At 60.7% G+C, this 18,903-nt stretch carries 13 protein-coding genes and 3 pseudogenes; 12 read left to right on the forward strand and 4 right to left on the reverse strand.

Annotation, left to right across the window (positions count from 1 at the left end; all coding sequences use genetic code 11):
* Positions 1-566 precede the first annotated feature (566 nt).
* Positions 567-1,590: pseudogene (locus NKH03_RS31090) on the forward strand (IS110 family RNA-guided transposase); the annotation flags it as partial.
* A gap of 199 nt (positions 1,591-1,789) precedes the next feature.
* Here NKH03_RS31090 and NKH03_RS31095 read toward each other — a convergent pair.
* Both NKH03_RS31095 and NKH03_RS31100 read right to left on the reverse strand, forming a co-directional pair.
* Positions 1,790-3,274 (reverse strand): xylulokinase, encoded by a 1,485-nt coding sequence (locus tag NKH03_RS31095; protein WP_352882066.1) that lies wholly within the window; start codon positions 3,272-3,274, stop codon positions 1,790-1,792.
* Between the two features lie 106 nt (positions 3,275-3,380).
* Positions 3,381-4,337, reverse strand: a complete 957-nt coding sequence (locus NKH03_RS31100) for a sugar-binding transcriptional regulator (RefSeq protein WP_352869762.1) — start codon at positions 4,335-4,337, stop codon at positions 3,381-3,383.
* Positions 4,338-4,475: 138 nt separating this feature from the next.
* Here NKH03_RS31100 and NKH03_RS31105 point away from each other — a divergent pair, with 138 nt between their 5' ends.
* The 10 genes from NKH03_RS31105 to NKH03_RS31150 all read left to right on the forward strand — a co-directional run bounded on the left by NKH03_RS31105 (position 4,476) and on the right by NKH03_RS31150 (position 16,877).
* Positions 4,476-5,831, forward strand: a complete 1,356-nt coding sequence (locus NKH03_RS31105; protein WP_352869760.1) for a sn-glycerol-1-phosphate dehydrogenase — start codon at positions 4,476-4,478, stop codon at positions 5,829-5,831.
* 4 nt (positions 5,832-5,835) lie between these two features.
* Entirely contained in the window at positions 5,836-6,648 is an 813-nt protein-coding gene (locus tag NKH03_RS31110) for an HAD-IIB family hydrolase (RefSeq protein WP_352972682.1), read from the forward strand.
* Positions 6,645-8,192, forward strand: a complete 1,548-nt coding sequence (glpD, locus tag NKH03_RS31115; RefSeq protein ID WP_352869756.1) for a glycerol-3-phosphate dehydrogenase — start codon at positions 6,645-6,647, stop codon at positions 8,190-8,192. Before NKH03_RS31110 ends, glpD begins: the two co-directional genes overlap by 4 nt.
* 164 nt (positions 8,193-8,356) lie before the next feature.
* The gene (locus NKH03_RS31120; protein WP_352972684.1) at positions 8,357-9,244 is read left to right on the forward strand and encodes a carbohydrate ABC transporter permease; all 888 of its coding nucleotides are present in this window, start codon (positions 8,357-8,359) and stop codon (positions 9,242-9,244) included.
* A 1-nt stretch (position 9,245) separates the two neighbouring features.
* On the forward strand, positions 9,246-10,127 hold the full coding sequence (locus NKH03_RS31125) for a carbohydrate ABC transporter permease (RefSeq protein WP_352869752.1): 882 nt from the start codon (positions 9,246-9,248) through the stop codon (positions 10,125-10,127).
* A 70-nt stretch (positions 10,128-10,197) separates the two neighbouring features.
* Positions 10,198-11,697, forward strand: a complete 1,500-nt coding sequence (locus tag NKH03_RS31130) for an ABC transporter substrate-binding protein (RefSeq protein WP_352882073.1) — start codon at positions 10,198-10,200, stop codon at positions 11,695-11,697.
* 125 nt (positions 11,698-11,822) lie between these two features.
* On the forward strand, positions 11,823-12,548 hold the full coding sequence (locus NKH03_RS31135; protein WP_352882074.1) for an SDR family oxidoreductase: 726 nt from the start codon (positions 11,823-11,825) through the stop codon (positions 12,546-12,548).
* Between the two features lie 65 nt (positions 12,549-12,613).
* Positions 12,614-13,678 (forward strand): ABC transporter ATP-binding protein, encoded by a 1,065-nt coding sequence (locus NKH03_RS31140; protein ID WP_352869746.1) that lies wholly within the window; start codon positions 12,614-12,616, stop codon positions 13,676-13,678.
* Positions 13,679-13,747: 69 nt separating this feature from the next.
* Entirely contained in the window at positions 13,748-15,796 is a 2,049-nt protein-coding gene (locus NKH03_RS31145) for a bifunctional aldolase/short-chain dehydrogenase (protein ID WP_352882076.1), read from the forward strand.
* Between the two features lie 40 nt (positions 15,797-15,836).
* Positions 15,837-16,877, forward strand: a complete 1,041-nt coding sequence (locus NKH03_RS31150; RefSeq protein WP_352869742.1) for an NAD(P)H-dependent glycerol-3-phosphate dehydrogenase — start codon at positions 15,837-15,839, stop codon at positions 16,875-16,877.
* Positions 16,878-16,982: 105 nt separating this feature from the next.
* Here the strand turns inward: NKH03_RS31150 and NKH03_RS31155 are convergent.
* Positions 16,983-17,430 (reverse strand): annotated as a pseudogene (locus tag NKH03_RS31155) (FAD-dependent oxidoreductase); the annotation flags it as partial.
* Positions 17,426-18,082: pseudogene (locus NKH03_RS31160) on the reverse strand (2-methylserine hydroxymethyltransferase); the annotation flags it as partial. The pseudogenes NKH03_RS31155 and NKH03_RS31160, both read right to left, overlap by 5 nt.
* A gap of 130 nt (positions 18,083-18,212) precedes the next feature.
* Between NKH03_RS31160 and NKH03_RS31165 the strand changes: the two are divergent.
* On the forward strand, positions 18,213-18,848 hold the full coding sequence (locus NKH03_RS31165; RefSeq protein ID WP_352972686.1) for a LysR family transcriptional regulator: 636 nt from the start codon (positions 18,213-18,215) through the stop codon (positions 18,846-18,848).
* The last annotated feature ends 55 nt before the right edge of the window (positions 18,849-18,903 follow it).

Here is an 18,903-nt window from a genome sequence, read left to right on the forward strand (position 1 = left end):
ACTCGGCGACGCTCTATGGCGGCGGCCCCGCCGGCTATACCGACTATCCCGCGATCGCCGCCTCAAGCCGCCCATGAGCTATCGGCGGGCGGCGCCTGCGAGGCAGCCATCCCACGTGACAGCAGCGCCTCAGGGCTCTCGAACTGGTGTCCAAACCCAGTGAGTGCAAGGCCGTCGTCCTTTCTGTCGATGCTCGTTCGTCCGCATGCGGGGTACAGGGTCGTCTTCGCGGTCGATGCAAGATCGCCGCAGGATGAGTTTCGCAGGTGAGATCTTCCTGTGTTCGTTGCGCAATCTGCTGCCGAGGCAGTTGCTTCCCGCTTCGCGGAATGGTCTCAGCCACGTCCCGGCAGGGACAGCTCGATGCGTCCCCTGTAAGAACGCTGTTGGTGGAATGGTCTGACGGAATCGTCGCTAGCGAGCGACTGAAGTATCAGGCCGCGGCTCGCGTTCCTCCGTGTGGATCAAATAGCTCGCCCGTCCGAAGCATAATTGCGGGAGCGGTGGCCACCTGAGACGTGGCGGCGATGTTCGAACCTCTAGCCGGCTGGCTTTCCCCCGATAGGATGAAGAACGGGCTCTCGATTGACACCAGGCCCAGGCATCGAACGGAGGACAGCCATAAGCAGTATATCGCTCTCGACGTATCCACGAAAGAGACGGCAATTTCGATCCGTCAGGACGGCAGAGGATCTGGCGGGGCAAGTGCGCGTCCGACCCGCAACTGATTGCGGCGGCAATCCGCAAGCACCCCAGGTCCGGCGGGTGGTATTCGAGACGGGGCCGCTGTCGGTGTGGTTCTACCACCGTTGACGGCAGAGGGACTGCCCGCGATCTGCATCGACGCGCGGCATGCCAAGGCCGCGCTCGATTTGGCCGCGAACAAGACCGACGCGAATGATGCGGATGGCCTGGCACATCTGCCGAGGTCGGTTTCTACCGAGAAGTTCGGGTCAAGGGTTTTGACAGCATGCTGATCCGCACGCTGATCACCGCACGGCGCCAGCTTCTCAGATGCGGTTGCAGATATCCAACCAGATTCGCGGGCTGATGAAGACGTTCGGCCTCGTCGTGCCCAAGGGCGCCGGCAGTGTGTTCGAGCGCAACGTCCGCGACCTTCTTCAAGGTGAGGACAAGCTGGCGCGGATCGTGGTTCCGATGCTTCGGGCCTGGAGTGATATCCGGCACCAGACAGCAGAGCTGAGCAAACAGTTGGCAGCGATGGCGCGTAATGACCAGCACTGCCGACTGCTCATGTCAGTGCCCGGTGTAGGCACTGTCACAGCCACCGCCTTTGCCGCAGCCGTGGAGAATCCCGCGAACTTCAGGAACTCTCGCACAGTGGGCGCGTGGGTGGGCCTGACGCCGAGGCGCTATCAGTCCGGCGAGATCGATCATGACGGTCATATCTCGCGCCGTGGCGATAGTCAGCTCCGCGGACTTCTGTACGAGGCGGCGGCGGTCATCCTGAACCGATCAACGGACACCAGCACTCTGCGAACCTGGGCGTTGGAACTGAAAGAACGGCTTGGCTTCAAGCGAGCGGCCGTGGCCCTAGCGCGCAAGCTGGCGGTGATCATGCATGCGATGCGGGATGGGTCATGGTCAGGCTCCTGGTTGAAGAAGCCCGTCATGCTCTGCCGCCGCCGAAAAACGTATGGTAAAAATGGCGCACCCGACAGGATTCGAACTAGTTCGACTTCCGACTTCCGAGCGATGCCGCCCCAGTTCGCTTGGGCTCGTCTGCCGACCTCAGCGTAGACACCACCGACAGGCTTCATGAAGTCAATCACCGTTCGCGATTGTTGATGTAAACATGGGCCTGTCTTTCGGAGAGGATAAGCCAATCTTGGTAAGCGGCAGGATCAGGCGCAAGTGCTTCGGTCGTCCGCGCCATGGCATTTTTCGCTTCGTGGAAATTCGTGTACCACCCGGCACCCACCGCAGCCGACATGCCTGCACCGAGTGCCGATGCCTCGTTCGAGAGGCTGCGATGGACAGGAAGCCCTGTCGCATCTGAAACCATCTTTCGCCACAGCAGACTCGAAGCACCACCGCCGATCACGAAGATGCGCGCGGCCGCAAGCCCCTTGGCCCTCATCTGCTGCAAGCTCCTTGCAAATTCGAGCGTGATCGCCTCGAGTGATGCGCGATAGAGATGACCCATTCCATGATCCGGCCCGAAGCCCGTGAAACTCGCCCGCGCATTTTCATCCCAGTAGGGATCCATACATCCCATCAGGTACGGGCAAACCATTAGCCCGTCAGAGCCGACGGGCAGGCGCATAGCCTCCGCCTCCAGTCGTTGGAAAACCGCCGCATCCGCGCGTCCACCAGCGAAATTATCGAGCAGCCAATTCACGAAAAAAGCACCGCCGCGCTGTACGCTCTCCAAGATATAACCGTCGCCGGTAGGCGATACCAGCGTCCGCCAATGCCCGCTCAATTCCGGCGTCGCCGACCAGACGCCACCCACAACCGCCGTTCCGAGATTGAGATAGACCGTTCCCGGTTCGATCGCGCCGACGCCAAGGGCGGCGCAGTGACCATCTCCGCCGGCGGCAAAGATCGGCGTGCCCGGTCTCAACCCGGTCTCTGCAGCGGCTTCCTGCGAGACGGCGCCGATTTGGGAGGCCGGCGGATTGAGCGATGGAAACTTGGCCTCATCGATCATCAGATGATCGAGTATTTTCGTCGACCAGGTTTTGCTGACGATATCGAAAATGCCGAACGGATCGGCGCTGGTCCATGTCGCCTGAGGCGCGCCGCACAGGCGCATCGTCAGATAGTCATGTACGGACAGAATATGAGTGGCCTTATCAAGCAGATCTGGTTGGTGAGTACGCATCCAGCGCAGGCGATAGACGCAGGGAAGGATATCGACCGGCTTGCCTGATATGGCATGTAAAGTCTCTGCGCCCAGTTCGTTTGCAAGGATTGCAGGCATGTCCCGAGCGCGCCGGTCGAGCCAGACCGTGGCGGGAGCCAACGGACGCCCCTGGTCGTCCAGCAGCGCCATTGTCTCGCGCTGATTAGAAATCGCCACGCCATCGATGCGGTCCGGTGCGATAGTATCGGTCACGGCCTTCAACGCAGTGATAGCCGCGCTCCACCACTCGTTTGGATCCTGTTCGGCGCGATAGGCGTCGGGGCTTGACAGCGTGTGCGGCGAACGACCCTCGAAACAGGGCTGCCCGTCTTTCGACCAGGCAATAGCTTTCACCGATTGCGTCGATGAATCGATCCCAATGACATACCGTTCCTCTGACTGCATGAAAGCGGCTCCTCTCCGAAAAAGCGATCCGCCTCGGGACGAGCCGGTGCGACGCAGTTGGGTTCCCCTCCACATGCAGCGGCTGTCCGGCCCCCGCTTGTGATGGTCAAACCGCCAGCAAGGCCTCTCCCGTGGCCATGTCGGTGACGAAGTGCGTCGAGTAGCCACCTTCAAGCGTCGCACTAATGGCCTCGATCTTGCCGCTTCCACCCGCTACGCAAATCCTGTTGGGCGTCTGGATCAGCTCTTCCAGCGCGATTCCAACCATTCGCTCGTCGTGATCCCCGCCCACGGCACGACCATGCGCGTCAATGAAGCGACCGATGATGACCGCGACGGCGCCATTTTCGACATAAGCGTCGATTTCAGCCTGACTTGCGATCCCGGACGCACGGACGGTGCTATTCGGGCCGACATCGCCGACGCCGAACAGTATGCGATTAGTCGAGTGTATGAGATCGAACTGTTTCTTCAACACCGGTTCGTCTAGCAGCATCGCCCTGAGTTCCCTGGTCGACAAAATAGCTGGGGCAAGAAGGTTTACGCAACGCGCGCCGATCCGGCTCGACAGGAGCGAGGTGCACAATTCGGGCGAAAAATCCGGTTCGCCCGTCGAACTTCCCGAGACCTGGACCACGGTAAGATTTGGGACCGGTTCCGGAAGGGAAATCTGGTCCGCGACCGAAAGCACGGTGCGTCCCCAAGCCACCCCGATCACGTCTCCCGTCGCCACCTGTTCGGCCAGAACCCGTGCTCCGGCATTTCCCAACCTGCGCACGAGATCGCGATCTCCGGTCGAGGGGATGACCAGCGCGCCTTGAAGGCCGAATTTTTCCATCAGGCCACGCGCGATCCGGGTGCGGCCGCTCGCATGCGTGTTAATGCGGATCGACACGATGCCACGTTCCCGCGCCTCCTGCAGATAGTTGACGATGGTTGCGCGCGAGACATTCAGCGTCGTGGCGACTTCGCCCTGGGTCATCTCGTCGGCGTAGTAGAGCCAAGCCGCCCAAGTGACGGCGTCGTCGAATTCCGTGGGCAGGGTGACACCTGCGTCCTGCATCTTTTTCCTCGAATTTTCTTGTTGTTCGATCCCATCAGGCGGCATCGGATGGCAAATGTCAACATGCTCTGTCATGTGTATTGACAAGTGTCACACCGTGGTGTCATTTGCCAACATCTGAAAAAACGGACTTCGGGAATGGAAACGGCAAGGAACCAGGGCAGCGTGGCAAACGCTCCCGAGGGCGGTTGGAACGCCCTTATCGATGACGTGGTGGGAGGACGCTGGGTCAATCCGGAGTCCGGAAAGCGTGCTGTCGCGCCCTATGAGTCGATTGTCATTGCGGAAAGTCTGGAAGGGCGCGAAGCCGAACTGGTAGCAGACCTCGCGCTCGGCGGGAGCCACACCGTGGTTGCCGATCATGCGACCTGGGAGGCAATGGGCGCACGTGTCGCGGGTGCACTCGAAAAGCTCGGTCCAGTCAAAACCATCCTCCTCGATCATCCGCATGCCGACATGGCCAATGTGGCGCAGTTGACCGAAAAGCTGAACGGTGCCGAGGGCGTAGTCGCGGTCGGGTCGGGCACGATCAACGACTTGGTCAAATATGTTACCGGCCTCGACAACCGCCGCTATTGCATCTTCGGCACCGCCGCCTCGATGAACGGTTATACGTCAACGACGGCGTCTATCACGCTAGCAAGCGGGCTCAAGGTCTCGCTACCGTCGCATGCGCCGGCTGGTTTTTTCGTCGATCTTGGCGTCGCGGCATCCGCGCCGACCTATCTGTCCGCTGCGGGCTTTGCCGACTGCCTTGTTCGTTCGGTGGCGCAGGTCGACTGGTGGCTCTCGCACCGCTTGTTCGGAACAGTCTATTCAAACCTTCCCTATGTTATCCAGGAGCGGGACGAGATCGAGCTCAACCGGCGCGCCGAAGGCATCGGCAGCGGCGATGTCGCAGCTAATGGCTATCTCTATCGCGTGCTGACGCTCTGCGGACTTGGTGTGTCGTTTACCGGGATGTCCAACCACGGCTCGATGGGCGAGCATCAGATTTCGCATTACATCGATTGTTTCGCCGGAGCCGAGCATCCCGGCACCCTGCACGGCCAGCAGGTGGGCGTCGGGGTACTGACCATGGCCCGGCTGCAGCGCCAATTCCTGGAAAACGCCACGCCACCGGTGATGAAGGCAACCAGGATCGACGTCGGCGATATGGCGCGTCGCATGGGTGCTGACATTGCAAGACAATGTTATACTGAGATTCAGCCCAAGATTTTCAGCGACAGGGCAATTGGCGCGCTCAACGACAAGATCGCCGATCTCTGGCCGGTCCTGCGCGAGGAATTGAAGGCCTTCGTCATCCCAGTCGATGAAATGACCCGGCTACTGACGGCGGCGGGTGGGCCGACGACGGCCAGGGAACTCGGTGTGCCGCCCCACTTCTATCGCGAGGCGGTTATCCATTGCCGCGAGATGCGCAATCGCTACTCCTTCCTCGACATTGCCGCCGATGCCGGCATTCTTGAGGATTTTGTTGGCGGGGAGGTTTGAGGCCATGCGCTCGATCTCCGAAATGCCAGTCGAGGATGCAGGCAGGATTAGCACTCTGTTTGCGGATATTGACGACACACTGACCAATGACGGCCGGCTGCCGGCCTGCGCCTATGAAGCGCTGGAGCGGCTTCAGGCTGCGGGGGTTGCCGTCGCGCCGATCACCGGCCGTCCGGCCGGCTGGTGCGACATGATCGCCCGGATGTGGCCGGTTTCCGGTGTCGTCGGCGAGAATGGCGCCTTCTATTTCTCCTATCATCAGGACAGCCGGCGGATGCGCCGGGTCTTTGCGATCAATGACGACCAGCGCGCCAGTGATCGCAAAAAACTTGAAGCGGTACGGGCGCGCATTCTGGCCGAAGTGCCGGGTACGGCGATCTCTGCCGATCAGCCCTATCGCGAGGCTGATCTTGCCATCGATTTCTGCGAGGACGTCCCCCCGCTGTCCGCCAGCGAGGTGGAGCGCATCAAACGGATCTTCGAGGAGGAGGGCGCGGTCGCCAGGGTTTCGTCGATCCACGTCAATGGCTGGTACGGCGCCTATGACAAGCTGACCATGACGCGGCGGTTTGCCGCCGATGTGCTGGGGTTGGATATCGACGGCCACAAGGACAAAGTCGTGTTCGTCGGTGACAGCCCCAATGACGCGCCGATGTTCCATTTTTTCCCCAATGCCTGCGGCGTTGCCAATGTGTTGCGATTTCGCGGGCGGATCGACTCGGAGCCCGCCTATGTGACGTTGCATGAGGGTGGGCATGGATTTGTCGAAGTCGCCAACCGCATTCTCGATGCGCGCAAGGGGAGGGTTGCGGCATGACGGCTCCCCTCTACGATCTCGCAATCGTTGGCGGCGGCATCAATGGCGCGGGCATTGCCCGCGATGCGGCCGGTCGCGGCCTGAGCGTCTTTCTCTGCGAGAAATCGGATCTCGGCTCGGCGACCTCCTCGGCCTCGACCAAGCTTATTCACGGTGGGCTGCGCTATCTGGAACATTACAAGTTCAAGCTGGTGCGCCATGCGCTGAGCGAGCGGGAAGTGTTGTGGCGGATCGCGCCGCATATCATCTGGCCGCTGCGCTTCGTGCTGCCGCATCGCAAGGGCCTTCGGCCAGCCTGGCTGCTGCGGCTTGGCCTGTTCCTCTACGATCACCTCGGCGGACGACAAAAACTGCCGGGCACGAAAACGCTGCGATTGTCGCGCCATCCGGCCGGTGCATCGCTGCGGGATGTCTCCTCGGTTGGGTTCGAATATTCCGACTGCTGGGTGCAGGACAATCGCCTGGTGGTGCTCAATGCTCGCGATGCCGAAACCTATGGCGCCGACATCCGCACGCGTACCCGCTGCATCCGGGCTCTGCGGGAAAAAGGGCTCTGGCATGTGAGTGTCGAGGACGTGGAAACGGGCGTGGTCGAGACCATCCGTGCGCGGGCGCTCGTCAATGCCGCCGGTCCGTGGGTGGATCAGGTTCTGGCAACAGCGATTGGCCGAAACGCGGCCGGATCTATCCGGCTCGTCAAGGGCTCGCATATCGTCGTGCCTTTCCTTTATGACCATGACCGCTGCTACATCTTCCAGAATCCCGACGGGCGTATTTTCTTCGCCATCCCCTATGAGGAAGACTTCACGCTAATTGGGACGACGGACGTCGACTACAAGGGCGAACCGGAAGAAGTCCGCATATCGGATGACGAGGTCGATTATCTCTGCAAGGCAGCGTCCTCTTATTTCAAGCGCGCTGTGACGCCGGCCGATGTCGTCTGGACCTATTCCGGTGTCCGTCCCCTTTATGACGACCGTGCTGCCACTGCGCAGGAGACGACGCGCGACTATGTGCTGAAAGTCGATGGCGCCGATAATGAAGCTCCGCTTCTGAGCGTCTTCGGCGGCAAGATCACCACCTATCGCTGCCTTGCCGAGGATGCGTTGCGCGTGCTGGCGGGACGTTTCCCGCAATGGACGTACAAGGCGGGATGGACCGGGCGACAGCGTTTGCCAGGCGGTGATTTTCCGGCGGACGGGGCGGACCGGCTCGCACAGGACCTGAGCCTCGAATACACCTTTCTCGACAAGCGCGCCGCCCGCCGCCTTGTCAGGCATTACGGGATCGAAGCCAGAGATATTCTCGCCGGTTCGCGGGTCAGGGCCGATCTGGGCCGCACCTTCGGTCCCGATCTAACCGAGGCGGAAGTCCGTTTCCTGATGCAGCGCGAATTTGCACGGACCGCAGAGGACGCGGTTTTTCGCCGGACCAAGGCCGGCATCCGCATGCGCAAGGACCAGATCGCCGAACTGGACGTATGGATGGCCGAGGAGCGCTCCGCACGCAAGGCGGACCGCAAGGGGATTGCTGTGGCGCGATAGGACGCGCCGCTGGCCGAACGAAGGACATGAGCCGGGTTGTGCCGGAGAGGACGAGAAACAGGTTCGAGGCCCGAACCCGCAGAGGAGCGGGTACAGGCCAGGAGAAGGCCGAAGCGCCGGTTTGAGGCGCATAGGCCGGCATCCGCCCTTGGGAGGAGCACGGAATGTCCGTCACACAGGTGAGGCGTTTAGCGATTTCAGATTCGCCCTGGCCGTGGCTGTTGCCGCTCGTCAGCCTGCTGGTCGTGTTCACCATCTACCCGTTGATCTACAATATCTGGCTGAGCTTCCACGAATTCGTGCCGAAACAGCGCGCGTTGAAATTCGTCGGTATGGCGAATTGGATTCAGCTTTGGAACGACACGCGTTTCTGGAGCGCGCTTGGCGTCACCTTCCTCTATTTCTTCATCGCGCTGGTGTTCGAAATCATCCTCGGCATGGCGATCGCGATGCTGCTCGATGCCGAACTGCCGGGCTTCGGCGTGCTGCGCGCTACCCTGTCGATGACGTTGGTCATCCCGCCTGCCATCGCCGGAATGATGTTCCTGCTGATGGAGGATCCGCAATTCGGGGTCTTGCCCTATCTGCTAAACACGATGGGCCTTCTCGACAAGTCAACGCCTATTCTCGCGACCTCATCCTTGGCCTTGGCCGGTGTGCTCGTTGCGGAAATCTGGCAGTGGACGCCCTTCATGGTGCTCATCTTCATGGCTGGCCTTCGCTCGCTGCCGGCCGAGCCCTATGAAGCAGCGATGATCGATGGCGCCTCGTCCTTCCAGATGTTCCGCCGGCTGACGCTGCCGATGATGTCGAAGGTGATCGCAGTCGCGGTGCTGCTGCGCGGCATCGATCTCTTCCGGGTGTTCGACTACGTCTTCGTCATGACCTCGGGCGGCCCGGGAACGGCCACCTATACTGTCAGCCTTTATGCCTGGCAACAGACGTTCTCGTTCCTGAAATGGGGTTATGGCGCGACGCTGAGCCTCGTCAGCCTGGCAATGGTGATGATCATGGCCAACGTCTTCATCAAAGTCTTCAAGGTGAGGTGGTAACATGCACCAGAGCGCTGGCACCCGAACATTGCGCACGATCACCGGCTGGCTCGTCGTTGGAGCCTTCTTCTTCCCAATCTACTTCTGGACGTCGGTCGCCTTTCGCAACGCCAAGGACATTTTCAACTGGCCGCCGAAATTTTTCGTCTTCGAACCGACGCTCAAGAATTTCGAGCAGGTGTTTGGCATTTCGCTCGGCTTCGGTTTCGGCAGGCAGGAAACGGTCAATCCCGGCGGCGGCAATTTCTACATGGCGCCCCGACTTTGGGATTCGATCGTTGTCGCCTCGATGTCGACCGTCCTTGCCATCGTCGTCGCCACCCTGGCCGCCTACTCGCTGTCGCGCATGAATTTTCGCGGACGCCACGAGTTCGTTAACTGGGTGTTGTCAACCCGCATGATGCCGCCGGTCGCCGTCGCCATCCCGATGTTCTTCATCTTCAAGCAGTTCAGCCTGCTCGATACGTATATCGGCGTTATCCTGATCCACGGCCTGATGAACCTGCCGCTGGCGGTGCTGCTCTTGAAGAGCTTCTTCGACGATATTCCGTCCGAGATCGACGAGAGCGCACTGCTCGACGGCGCGTCGCGTTGGACGATTTTCCGGCGCATCGTCCTGCCGATGGCCAAGGGCGGCATCGCGGCGACAGCGGTTCTCTGCTTCATCTTCAGCTGGACGGAATTCCTGTTCGTGCTGACGCTGACGCAGACCGGCCTGAAGACCGTGCCGGTAGTGTCGTCGACCTTCGTGACATCGATCGGAACGGCCTGGGGCAATATGGCGGCGCTGGGTGCAGCGGCCATCGTGCCAGCCTTTATCGTGATCCTGCTGGTCCAGCGCCATCTGGTGCGCGGCCTGACGATGGGGTCGCTGAAACAGTAATTCGGCGCGCAGGGCGCTTGAATATTCGGCCGGCAATTCTGTCGTCCGTTTAAAAGTGGAGGAGAAGAGGATGAAGGACAGTATCAGAAAGAACTATCTCGCGTCGATCACGGACAGGTTCGTCAAAGGTCAAATGGGCCGCCGCGACTTCCTGATGGCCGCCGGAAAGCTGGGCCTGGGTGCAGGTGCGCTCGGCATGGGAATGGGACGCGGGCCGTTTGGCGGGCTCTCGCAGGCCAATGCACAGGAAGCGCTGCAGCCGTCGCCGGAAGTGATCAAGTGGCTGCAGGACGTCGGCAAGCCTTTTGCCGGCACCACGCTCAAACTCGCTACGGAATCGACGCCACCGTCAAACGCCATCAACTCGCAGCTGAAGAAGTACTTCGAGGAAGCGACCGGCATCAAGGTCGAGATCGAGGTTCTTCCGCTGGAGCAGGTTCTGCAGAAGCTGACACTCGACGTGGCCTCATCGCTCGGCACCTACGACCTCTACTATATCGACCAGAGCTGGGCGGCCTCCTTCAGCCAGGACGTTTTCGATCCGCGCGAGCAGATCGAGGCCAAGCCCGATCTGGCCATGCCGAACTACAACATCGATGATTTCCTGCCGGCGCTGGTCGACGGCATCGCCAAATACAAAGACCGCTGGGTCGGCGTCCCCTACGATATCCCGATCTTCATCATGATCTATCGCAAGGATATCTACGAGAAGCTAGGCCTCAAGGCGCCGGCGACACTTGAAGAGCTGTACACCAACTCCAAGACCATCACCGACGAAATGGGCCCGAACGTCTACGGCACCAGCGGCCAGATGAAATCCGGCCATTACAGCCTGGAATGCGACTGGACGGCGTGGCTCTGGGGCCATGGTGGCTCGATCTTCGGACCGGACGGCAAGTTCACCGGTAACGACGAAAAGGGCGTCGCGGCGCTGGACTACTGGACGAAGCTCAAGGCAACGATGCCTCCTGGCGTCGATGGCTGGACCTGGGACGGCCAGGGCCAGTCGGTGGCACAGGGTGTTGCGGCGTCCATGCTATCGTGGGGCGAGTTCTTCCCCTATTTCGACGACCCGACCCAGACCAAGGTTTCGGGCCTCTGCGAAGTTGCGGTACCGCCGCAGCCGATCGCGCTCCGCACCGTCAAGGAAACCGGTTACGGCGAAATCCCCGGCGTCGGCCATCAGGGCGGGTCGTCGCTTGCCGTGTCAAAATACTCCAAGAGTCCGGATGCGGCGTGGGTGTTCATGCAGTGGGCGACCTGCGCCGACACGCAGGCCCTGGTCACCACGCTCGGTGGCGGCACGGGTCCGACCCGCGCCAGCGTCTATGACGATCCGCGCGTGCTCGGCAACGCCCGCGTCGGTGCCGGTACGACCCGGCACCTGCCGGTCGTGCGCGAGACAATCGCCAAGTATATGGGCTCCGAGCCGGATCTGCCGGAATGGGCTCAGCTTTCCACCGATACGATCCCCGTCGGCCTCGGCAAGTATTTCGCCGGCAGCTACGGCTCGCCGAAGGAGGCCCTCGACGACATCGCTGCGCAGGTTGGCAAAGTGATGAAGGGTTGATTGGACGGGCGGCGGTTTCCGCTGCCGTCAACGAACCGGTTCCCGAGTTGCGATGTCCTCTAGCCCTCGCCAATGGCAACGCTTCTCGGGGATCGACTACCCAGAACAGTGCGGAAGGCTGAAACATGGCGGACAAGCCGCTGATTGCAATTACAGGCGCGAGCTCTGGCATCGGCGAGGCGACGGCGCGGGCTTTTTCGGCAGCCGGTCACCCGGTGCTGCTGATGGCGCGCCGTCTCGACCGGCTGCAGGCGCTCGGACTGCCGAACGCCGTGCTGAAACAGGTCGATGTGCGTGATCGCGCCGCACTGGCTGCAGCCGTTGCCGATGCCGAAGCGCAATTCGGACCGGTGGATATGATGTTCGCCAATGCCGGCATCGCCCGTCTCGGCGACATCGCCAAGCAGCCACCCGAAGAGTGGGACGAGATGATCGACATCAACACCAAGGGCGTGATGAATTCCGTCCATGCGGTGATGAAAGGCATGATCGCACATCGCCACGGCACCCTGATGATGATGAGTTCGATTGCAGGCCGCAAGTCCTATCCGGACCACACGGTCTATTGCGGCACCAAGTATTTCGTCCATGCGGTCTCGGAAAGCCTCCGCGAATATTTGGCGCCGCACGATGTGCGCGTCATCGTCCTGCCGCCCGGCATTATTGACACGGAAGTGCTGGATCATGTGAAGGACGAGAATACGCTGGCCAGCTACAAGGCCAACAAGGAGGCGATCGGCGGCGGCATTTCCGCCGATATCGTCGCGGAGCTGATCCTCAATGCCTACAATCTTCCGCAGAAGGCGATCGTGCAGGAAATCGTCATCACCCCGACCCGGCAGAGATACTGACACTACATCCGGCGATCCGGCTGTAGTGAACAATGAAAATTGAAAGACGCGTGGAGAAGAAGTTCATGGCAACCGTAGAGTATCAGCGCATCGGCAAATCTTTCAGTGCCTTCAATATCATGCGGGATATCTCGTTTTTGATCGAGGATCACCAGTTCGTCGTTCTGCTCGGGCCGTCCGGCTGTGGGAAGACCACCCTGTTGCGCATGACCGCAGGCCTGGAGAGCGTCACCTATGGGGATCTGCTGATCTCCGGCCGCCGCGTCAACGATGTGCATCCGCGCGACCGCGACATCGCCATGGTGTTCCAGAACTATGCGCTCTATCCGACCATGAAGGTCTACGAGAACATTGCGTTTAGCCTGGAAGTGGCAAAACGACCGCCGACCGAAATCAAGAGGCGTGTCGAACACGCCGCAGAGATCCTCAATCTCACGCCCTATCTGCAGCGGTATCCGAAGGAGCTTTCGGGCGGCCAGCGCCAGCGTGTCGCCATGGGGCGGGCGATGGTGCGCGAAGCGGCGGTGTTCCTGTTCGACGAGCCGCTTTCCAACCTCGACGCCAAGCTGCGTGCGCATATGCGCACCGAAATCCGCCAGCTTCACAACAGGCTGAAGACGACCACGATCTATGTGACCCATGACCAGATAGAGGCCATGACCATGGCCGACAAAATCGTCGTCATGCGGGCCGGCAAGATCGAGCAGATCGGCACGCCGGACGATGTCTACGACAGGCCCGCGAGCAAGTATGTCGCCGACTTCATCGGCTCGTCAGCGATCAACTTCCTGACCGGCGTCGTCGTCGCCGATCAGGGTGCGCTGGCTGCCGAAACCAAGGCGGGCCTCATTCGGCTCGCACCATCCGTAAAGGTGTTTACCGGCCAGCGGGTTATCTGCGGCGTCCGTCCGACCGATGTCACGGTCGATCCGCAGGGATCCATTGTCGCGCGCTCGCTGCTGATCGAGCGCATGGGGCATGAGGCGCAACTCTGCTGCGAGGGTCCGGAAGGTCAGTTCCTGGCGATCGTCGACAAGTCGGCCCATTTCGACACGCATGCGGATGTCCGTTTTTCGATCGCGCCCGAAAAGGTGCATGTCTTCGACGCCGCCACGGAAAACCGGGTCTGACACTGAACCCATTGGATATTCGGTTTTTGCAACCCGGTTCGCGAGGATGCGGGAAGAGAGGAAATAGTGATGAAATCGAGATGGAACGACAGCGAGCTTGGATCCGTGGTCGAGGCTTATGTCGGAAAGGGCGTAAACCGCGATCTGGCGATTCGGACCTATACGACGCGCCTGCTCGGGCAAGACCCGGAACTGGTGCTGCACGGCGGCGGCAATACGTCGGTTAAGGCGGCGTTTACCGATCGGGACGGCGCCTCGGTCGATGTGCTTTGCGTCAAGGGCAGCGGCTGGGATATGGGCACGATCGAGCCACAGGGCTTGCCGGCCGTTCGGCTAGAGCCCCTGAAGGCCATGGTCGGTTTCGACGAATTGAGCGATGACGAGATGGTGATGCTGCAGCGGCGGCTCCTGATGGACCCGAACGCACCGAACCCGTCCGTCGAAGCCATCCTGCATGCATTGCTCCCTTTCAAGCATATCGACCACACCCATGCCAATGCGATCGTCTCCCTGACGAACCAGCCGCATGGCGAAGACCTCATCCGCGACCTGTTCCCCAAGTCGATCATCGTTCCCTATGTCATGCCTGGCTTCCTCTTGGCCAAGGCGTGCGATGCGGCCTTCCGCGCCAATCCCGGGGGCGATGGCATGATCCTTCTCAAGCATGGTATTTTCACTTGGTCTGACGATCCACGCGCAGCCTATGAGGACATGATCGACAAGATCGACCAGGCTGAACGGAGGTTGGCAAAAGGCCGGCCCAGGCCCTTTACGCCCGTCGAACTGCCCGTGGAGATGGCCACGGTGGCGGAGATCGCGCCGATCCTGCGCGGTGCCATCGCCATCGACACCGGCGTCGAGGGAGCACCCAAGCGTCTCATCCTCGAACACCGGACCAGTGAAAAGGTGCTCGACTTTTGCAACGCCGAGACGGTGGCGGGCCTCGTCAAACGCGGCAATGCGACACCCGAACACGTCATCCATATCAAGCGCTTTGGCATCGCCTTGCCTGCGCCTATCTCGGGGCTTCTGAGCGAATGGGCGGAGGTGGTCCGTGACGCGGTCGCGGTCTACCAAGCGGAGTACCGCGCCTATTTCGAGCGCAACAATGCCCGTGTCGGCGGCGGAAAGACGATGCTCGATCCGATGCCGCGCGTCTTCTATGTCGCCGGGATCGGCCTGTTTGCAGCTGGCGCCACGCGCAAGAACGCGCTTGTCGGCGCCGATGTGGCCGAAGCAACGATTGACGTGATTACCAAGGCCGAGGGTATCGAATCGTTCGAGGCTTTACCCGAAGCCGATCTGTTCGATATTGAATACTGGTCGCTGGAGCAGGTCAAACTGACCAAGCAGGTGGAAAAGCCCCTGACCCGGCAGGTGGCGGTGGTAACCGGTTCCGCTGGCGGGCTTGGTCTGGCCATCGCCGAAGCGCTTCGTTCCGAGGGCGCCGAGGTTGCGCTGATCGACATTGCCGAAGACGCCGTGGCACGCCAGGCCAAGCGGCTGGGCGGGCTCGGCGTCGCCTGCGACGTTACCGATCCCGCCGCAGTGGACGCCGCCATCGCCGAAGTGGCAGGCTATTTTGGCGGGGTGGACATCCTGATCTCCAATGCCGGCGCGGCGTTTCAGGGCCGGCTGCTCGATGTGCCGGAGGATACCTTCCGGAAGGCATTCGAACTGAATTTCTGGGCCCATCATTATATGGCTCGTGCCGCCGTGCAGGTGATGGAAAAGCAGAAGACCGGTGGCGCGATCGTCTTCAATGTGTCGAAACAGGCCGTGAATCCCGGGGCGGATTTCGGCCCCTACGGCACGTCGAAGGCGGCGCTGATGGCGCTGATGCGTCAATACGCGATCGAGCACGGCGCATCCGGCATCACGTCGAATGCAGTCAACGCCGACAGGATCCGTACCGGATTGATGACAGACGAGATGGTCAGCGAGAGAAGCCGCGCGCGCGGCCTGACACCGGAGGCCTATATGCGTGGCAACCTCGTCGGCCGCGAGGTAACGGGTTCCGACGTTGCGGCTGCCTTCGTGCATCTCGCCAAGGCTCGGGCCAGCACCGGCGCCGTGATCACGGTGGACGGCGGCAATGTCGCAGCGATGATGCGCTAGCGGCTGCGCCTCCTAATTGAAACGACATGAGGAGGTCATCTTGGCAAAAATCGTCGTACTCGGTGCCGGTGTGATGGGTACAGCCCTATGCGTCCCCGCTGCCGAGAACAACCACACGGTGCTGCTCGTCGGTACGCCGCTCGACAGCGACATCGTGACTGCCATGCGGCAACCGGGCGGGGTTCATCCCAAACTTGACTACGCGCTATCTGACAACGTGGAGGCGATCCCTTTCGACGGGCTACGGTCTCACCACCTCAGCGACGCCGATTTCATTATTGTCGGAGTGAGCAGCCCCGGGATCGCCTGGGTGACCGACATCCTCAACCGGCTTATGACAGCACCCCGTCCGGTGGCCTTAGTGACAAAGGGGCTCGACCCGGCAGGTTCTACCGTGTCGACCTATGCCCAAACGCTTCCGTTCCGTATTCCCATGATGAGCGCCTTCATCGGCATCGGCGGACCGTGTATCGCCCGCGAACTTGCCAACCGTCTGCCGACCGCCAGCATTTACGCCTGTCAGGATATTTCGACCGCCGAACGGTTCGCGGCGATCATGGAAACGGACTATTACCGTTTGGCGGTGACAGCCGACGTCACGGGCGTCGAAGCCTGCGCCGCACTCAAGAATTTCTTTGCGATCGGTGTCAGCGCCATGCAGACGCGATATCCCGATCAAAAACGTGCGGACGGTCAGTCCAAAAACCCCACGGCTGCAGCCTTCACCCAGGCCAGTTTGGAAATGGCAAGGCTTTGCGAGAGACTGGGCGGCCATGCCGCGACAGCATTCGGGCTTGCCGGCCTCGGCGATCTGCATGTCACGGTCGGCGGAGGGCGCAACAGCCGCCTCGGCCATGGGCTCGGAACCGGCCGCAGCGTCCTTGATGTCTTGTCCAGCGACTTGTTTGGCGAAACGGTCGAAGGCGTGGATACTGCGCGGGTTCTGGCGACAATGGCGCTGGAGAAACCCAGCATCGACGGCGAAGCGAGCCCTTATTTCCCGCTTGCGTCTGCCATTATGGATGCCGTTCTTCAGCAGAAACCCTTCTCGTTGGATTTTTCATGCCTCGTTGTTCAGTAGCCACCGGCTCAAATCGACAAGGGAGAGGGGTTTTCCCGGAAGACAACCGAAGCGCGCGACAATAAAGTCGTCGCTGTTATAGCGTCAGGCGCGCAGCCCCGGTGCCTGCACGCGGCCGCTTTCCACCTCTAGCCGGATAATGTCCGTTCCAAAGTACTGACGCCAAGTTCCTCAGACGTCTTTGCCAGCGCATTGGCAAATTTGGAGCAGCCCCCGGTCTCGTTCTTTGGGGTGAGGAGGCGACAATCCTTTCCCGGACATGTGCCAGCGCGGGCTCCGACCTGATGCACCCATCGCGGTCAACCGCTTCGTAGGGAATTCCATCAGCAGCAAGCGCCTTCACATCTTTTGCCGAGGCGTCGAGCTGTTGCTTGGTCCGGAAGAGCTGCTGAGTTCCCTGCGTTCTCCCATCGTATTCGATGCCCGTCTCTGCACGAAGGCTTGCGAGCGAAACGCGGCTGTAATCGGCAAGGCGCAACATCCGGCTTTTGTTGATCGCGTACCGTTCCGAATTGCAGTTGGCGAGCATCCTAGTCAGCCAGGACAGCATGGACGCCCGCGGCAACCAGGCCTGCGATATGCGCCATGTCAACCATGAAATAGGCGCCAACCTTTTTGGCAATCTTCGACATGCGCTCGAAATTGAGTTCGCGCGGATAGGCCGAACCACCTGTGATGAGCAGCTTGGGGCGCACTTCTTCTGCGATCCGCGCCATCTCATCGAGATCAATGACCTCATTCTGCTGATTTACGCCATAGTTGCTGGCGTCGAACCAGCGGCCGGAGAGATTACCCTTCATACCGTGCGAGAGGTGACCGCCGGCAGCGAGGTCCAGCGAAAGAACCTTATCGCCGGGCTTCAGAAGCAGGAAGAACACGGCAAGATTGGCTTGGGTGCCCGAGTGCGGCTGAACGTTTGCGTAACCGCAGTTGAAAAGCTCCTTCGCGCGATCGATCGCAGCCTGCTCGACGACGTCTACGAACTCTCCGCCACCGTGGAAACGGTTGCCCGGATAGCCTTCGAGAGTCTTGTTCGTCATTTCGTGGCCTAGCGCGTCGAGGACGGCGCGGCTCACGATATTCTCGGATGCGATCAACTCGATCTGGTTTTGCTGCCGTGCGCGTTCTGCAGCAAGTGCATTCGCCACGAGAGGGTCGCGCTCCTCGACGTGAGTTGAAAAAAACGCCTTCGGCGAGTTGGCCATCGCTAGTCTCCACAGTCAGGATTTCCTGCTGCCGAACGTTAGTTTGAGCGATGATCCAGAAAAAGTTAATAATATTTGCATATATCTTCAGGGATGCTAATGATTGATCGTTAGGATCGAGGAGGACCAAGTGGACATCGGTCGCCTGCGCGCGTTGCGCGAATTGTCGATCCGCAAGACCATGGCGGCGGTGGCGGAAGCGCTCTACGTCTCCCCATCTGCGGTGTCACAACAGATTGCGCTTCTGGAAGACGAAGTGGGAATCAAGCTGATCGAGCGGCGCGGTCGTGGCGTCGTCATGACGGCCGCGGGCCAACAACTCGTGGAGCGAGCGGAGCGGATACTTCAGGAGATCGAATCGGCGCGTGCGGAAATCGCTGAATTGAAAACCGTAGTGTCCGGCGAAGTTCGCGTGGCGGCCTTCCCGTCGGTCGCTGCGGCTCTCATTCCAAGGGTCGTACACCGTCTGGTAGACATGCATCCGCGTTTGACAGTTCAGTTCGACGAAATGGAGCCGGCCGAGAGCGTCGCCGCGCTTCGAAGCTGGCAGACGGATGTGGCAATCATCGATGACCTCAACATCCCGACAGGCGCGCTGGACCCGAACATCGAAACCATTTTTCTGTTGGAAGACGTCTTCAACGTAATGGTATCGAAGCATCACCAGCTTTCGAAGCGCCCAACCGTCAACTTCAAGGAGCTCAAGAACGAAAGGTGGGCAATCGATACTGCCTCCGAAACGGTCGCGTCCCCACAGGTGGTGTAGCTCGGCGGTAGCGAAGCCGCTCGCGAGCGCGCTCTCGATAGCGCTGTAGCGAGCG

This window comes from Mesorhizobium sp. M1406, from assembly GCF_040317555.1.
Classification (GTDB): Bacteria; Pseudomonadota; Alphaproteobacteria; order Rhizobiales; family Rhizobiaceae; genus Mesorhizobium.

What these genes read in the sequence shown, in the direction of transcription:
- NKH03_RS31095 (WP_352882066.1), bottom strand. Translation starts at nt 3,274, where the DNA reads ATGCAGTCAGAGGAACGGTATGTCATTGGGATCGATTCATCGACGCAA.
- NKH03_RS31100 (WP_352869762.1), bottom strand. Translation starts at nt 4,337, where the DNA reads ATGCAGGACGCAGGTGTCACCCTGCCCACGGAATTCGACGACGCCGTC.
- NKH03_RS31105 (WP_352869760.1), top strand. Translation starts at nt 4,476, where the DNA reads ATGGAAACGGCAAGGAACCAGGGCAGCGTGGCAAACGCTCCCGAGGGC.
- NKH03_RS31110 (WP_352972682.1), top strand. Translation starts at nt 5,836, where the DNA reads ATGCGCTCGATCTCCGAAATGCCAGTCGAGGATGCAGGCAGGATTAGC.
- glpD (WP_352869756.1), top strand. Translation starts at nt 6,645, where the DNA reads ATGACGGCTCCCCTCTACGATCTCGCAATCGTTGGCGGCGGCATCAAT.
- NKH03_RS31120 (WP_352972684.1), top strand. Translation starts at nt 8,357, where the DNA reads ATGTCCGTCACACAGGTGAGGCGTTTAGCGATTTCAGATTCGCCCTGG.
- NKH03_RS31125 (WP_352869752.1), top strand. Translation starts at nt 9,246, where the DNA reads ATGCACCAGAGCGCTGGCACCCGAACATTGCGCACGATCACCGGCTGG.
- NKH03_RS31130 (WP_352882073.1), top strand. Translation starts at nt 10,198, where the DNA reads ATGAAGGACAGTATCAGAAAGAACTATCTCGCGTCGATCACGGACAGG.
- NKH03_RS31135 (WP_352882074.1), top strand. Translation starts at nt 11,823, where the DNA reads ATGGCGGACAAGCCGCTGATTGCAATTACAGGCGCGAGCTCTGGCATC.
- NKH03_RS31140 (WP_352869746.1), top strand. Translation starts at nt 12,614, where the DNA reads ATGGCAACCGTAGAGTATCAGCGCATCGGCAAATCTTTCAGTGCCTTC.
- NKH03_RS31145 (WP_352882076.1), top strand. Translation starts at nt 13,748, where the DNA reads ATGAAATCGAGATGGAACGACAGCGAGCTTGGATCCGTGGTCGAGGCT.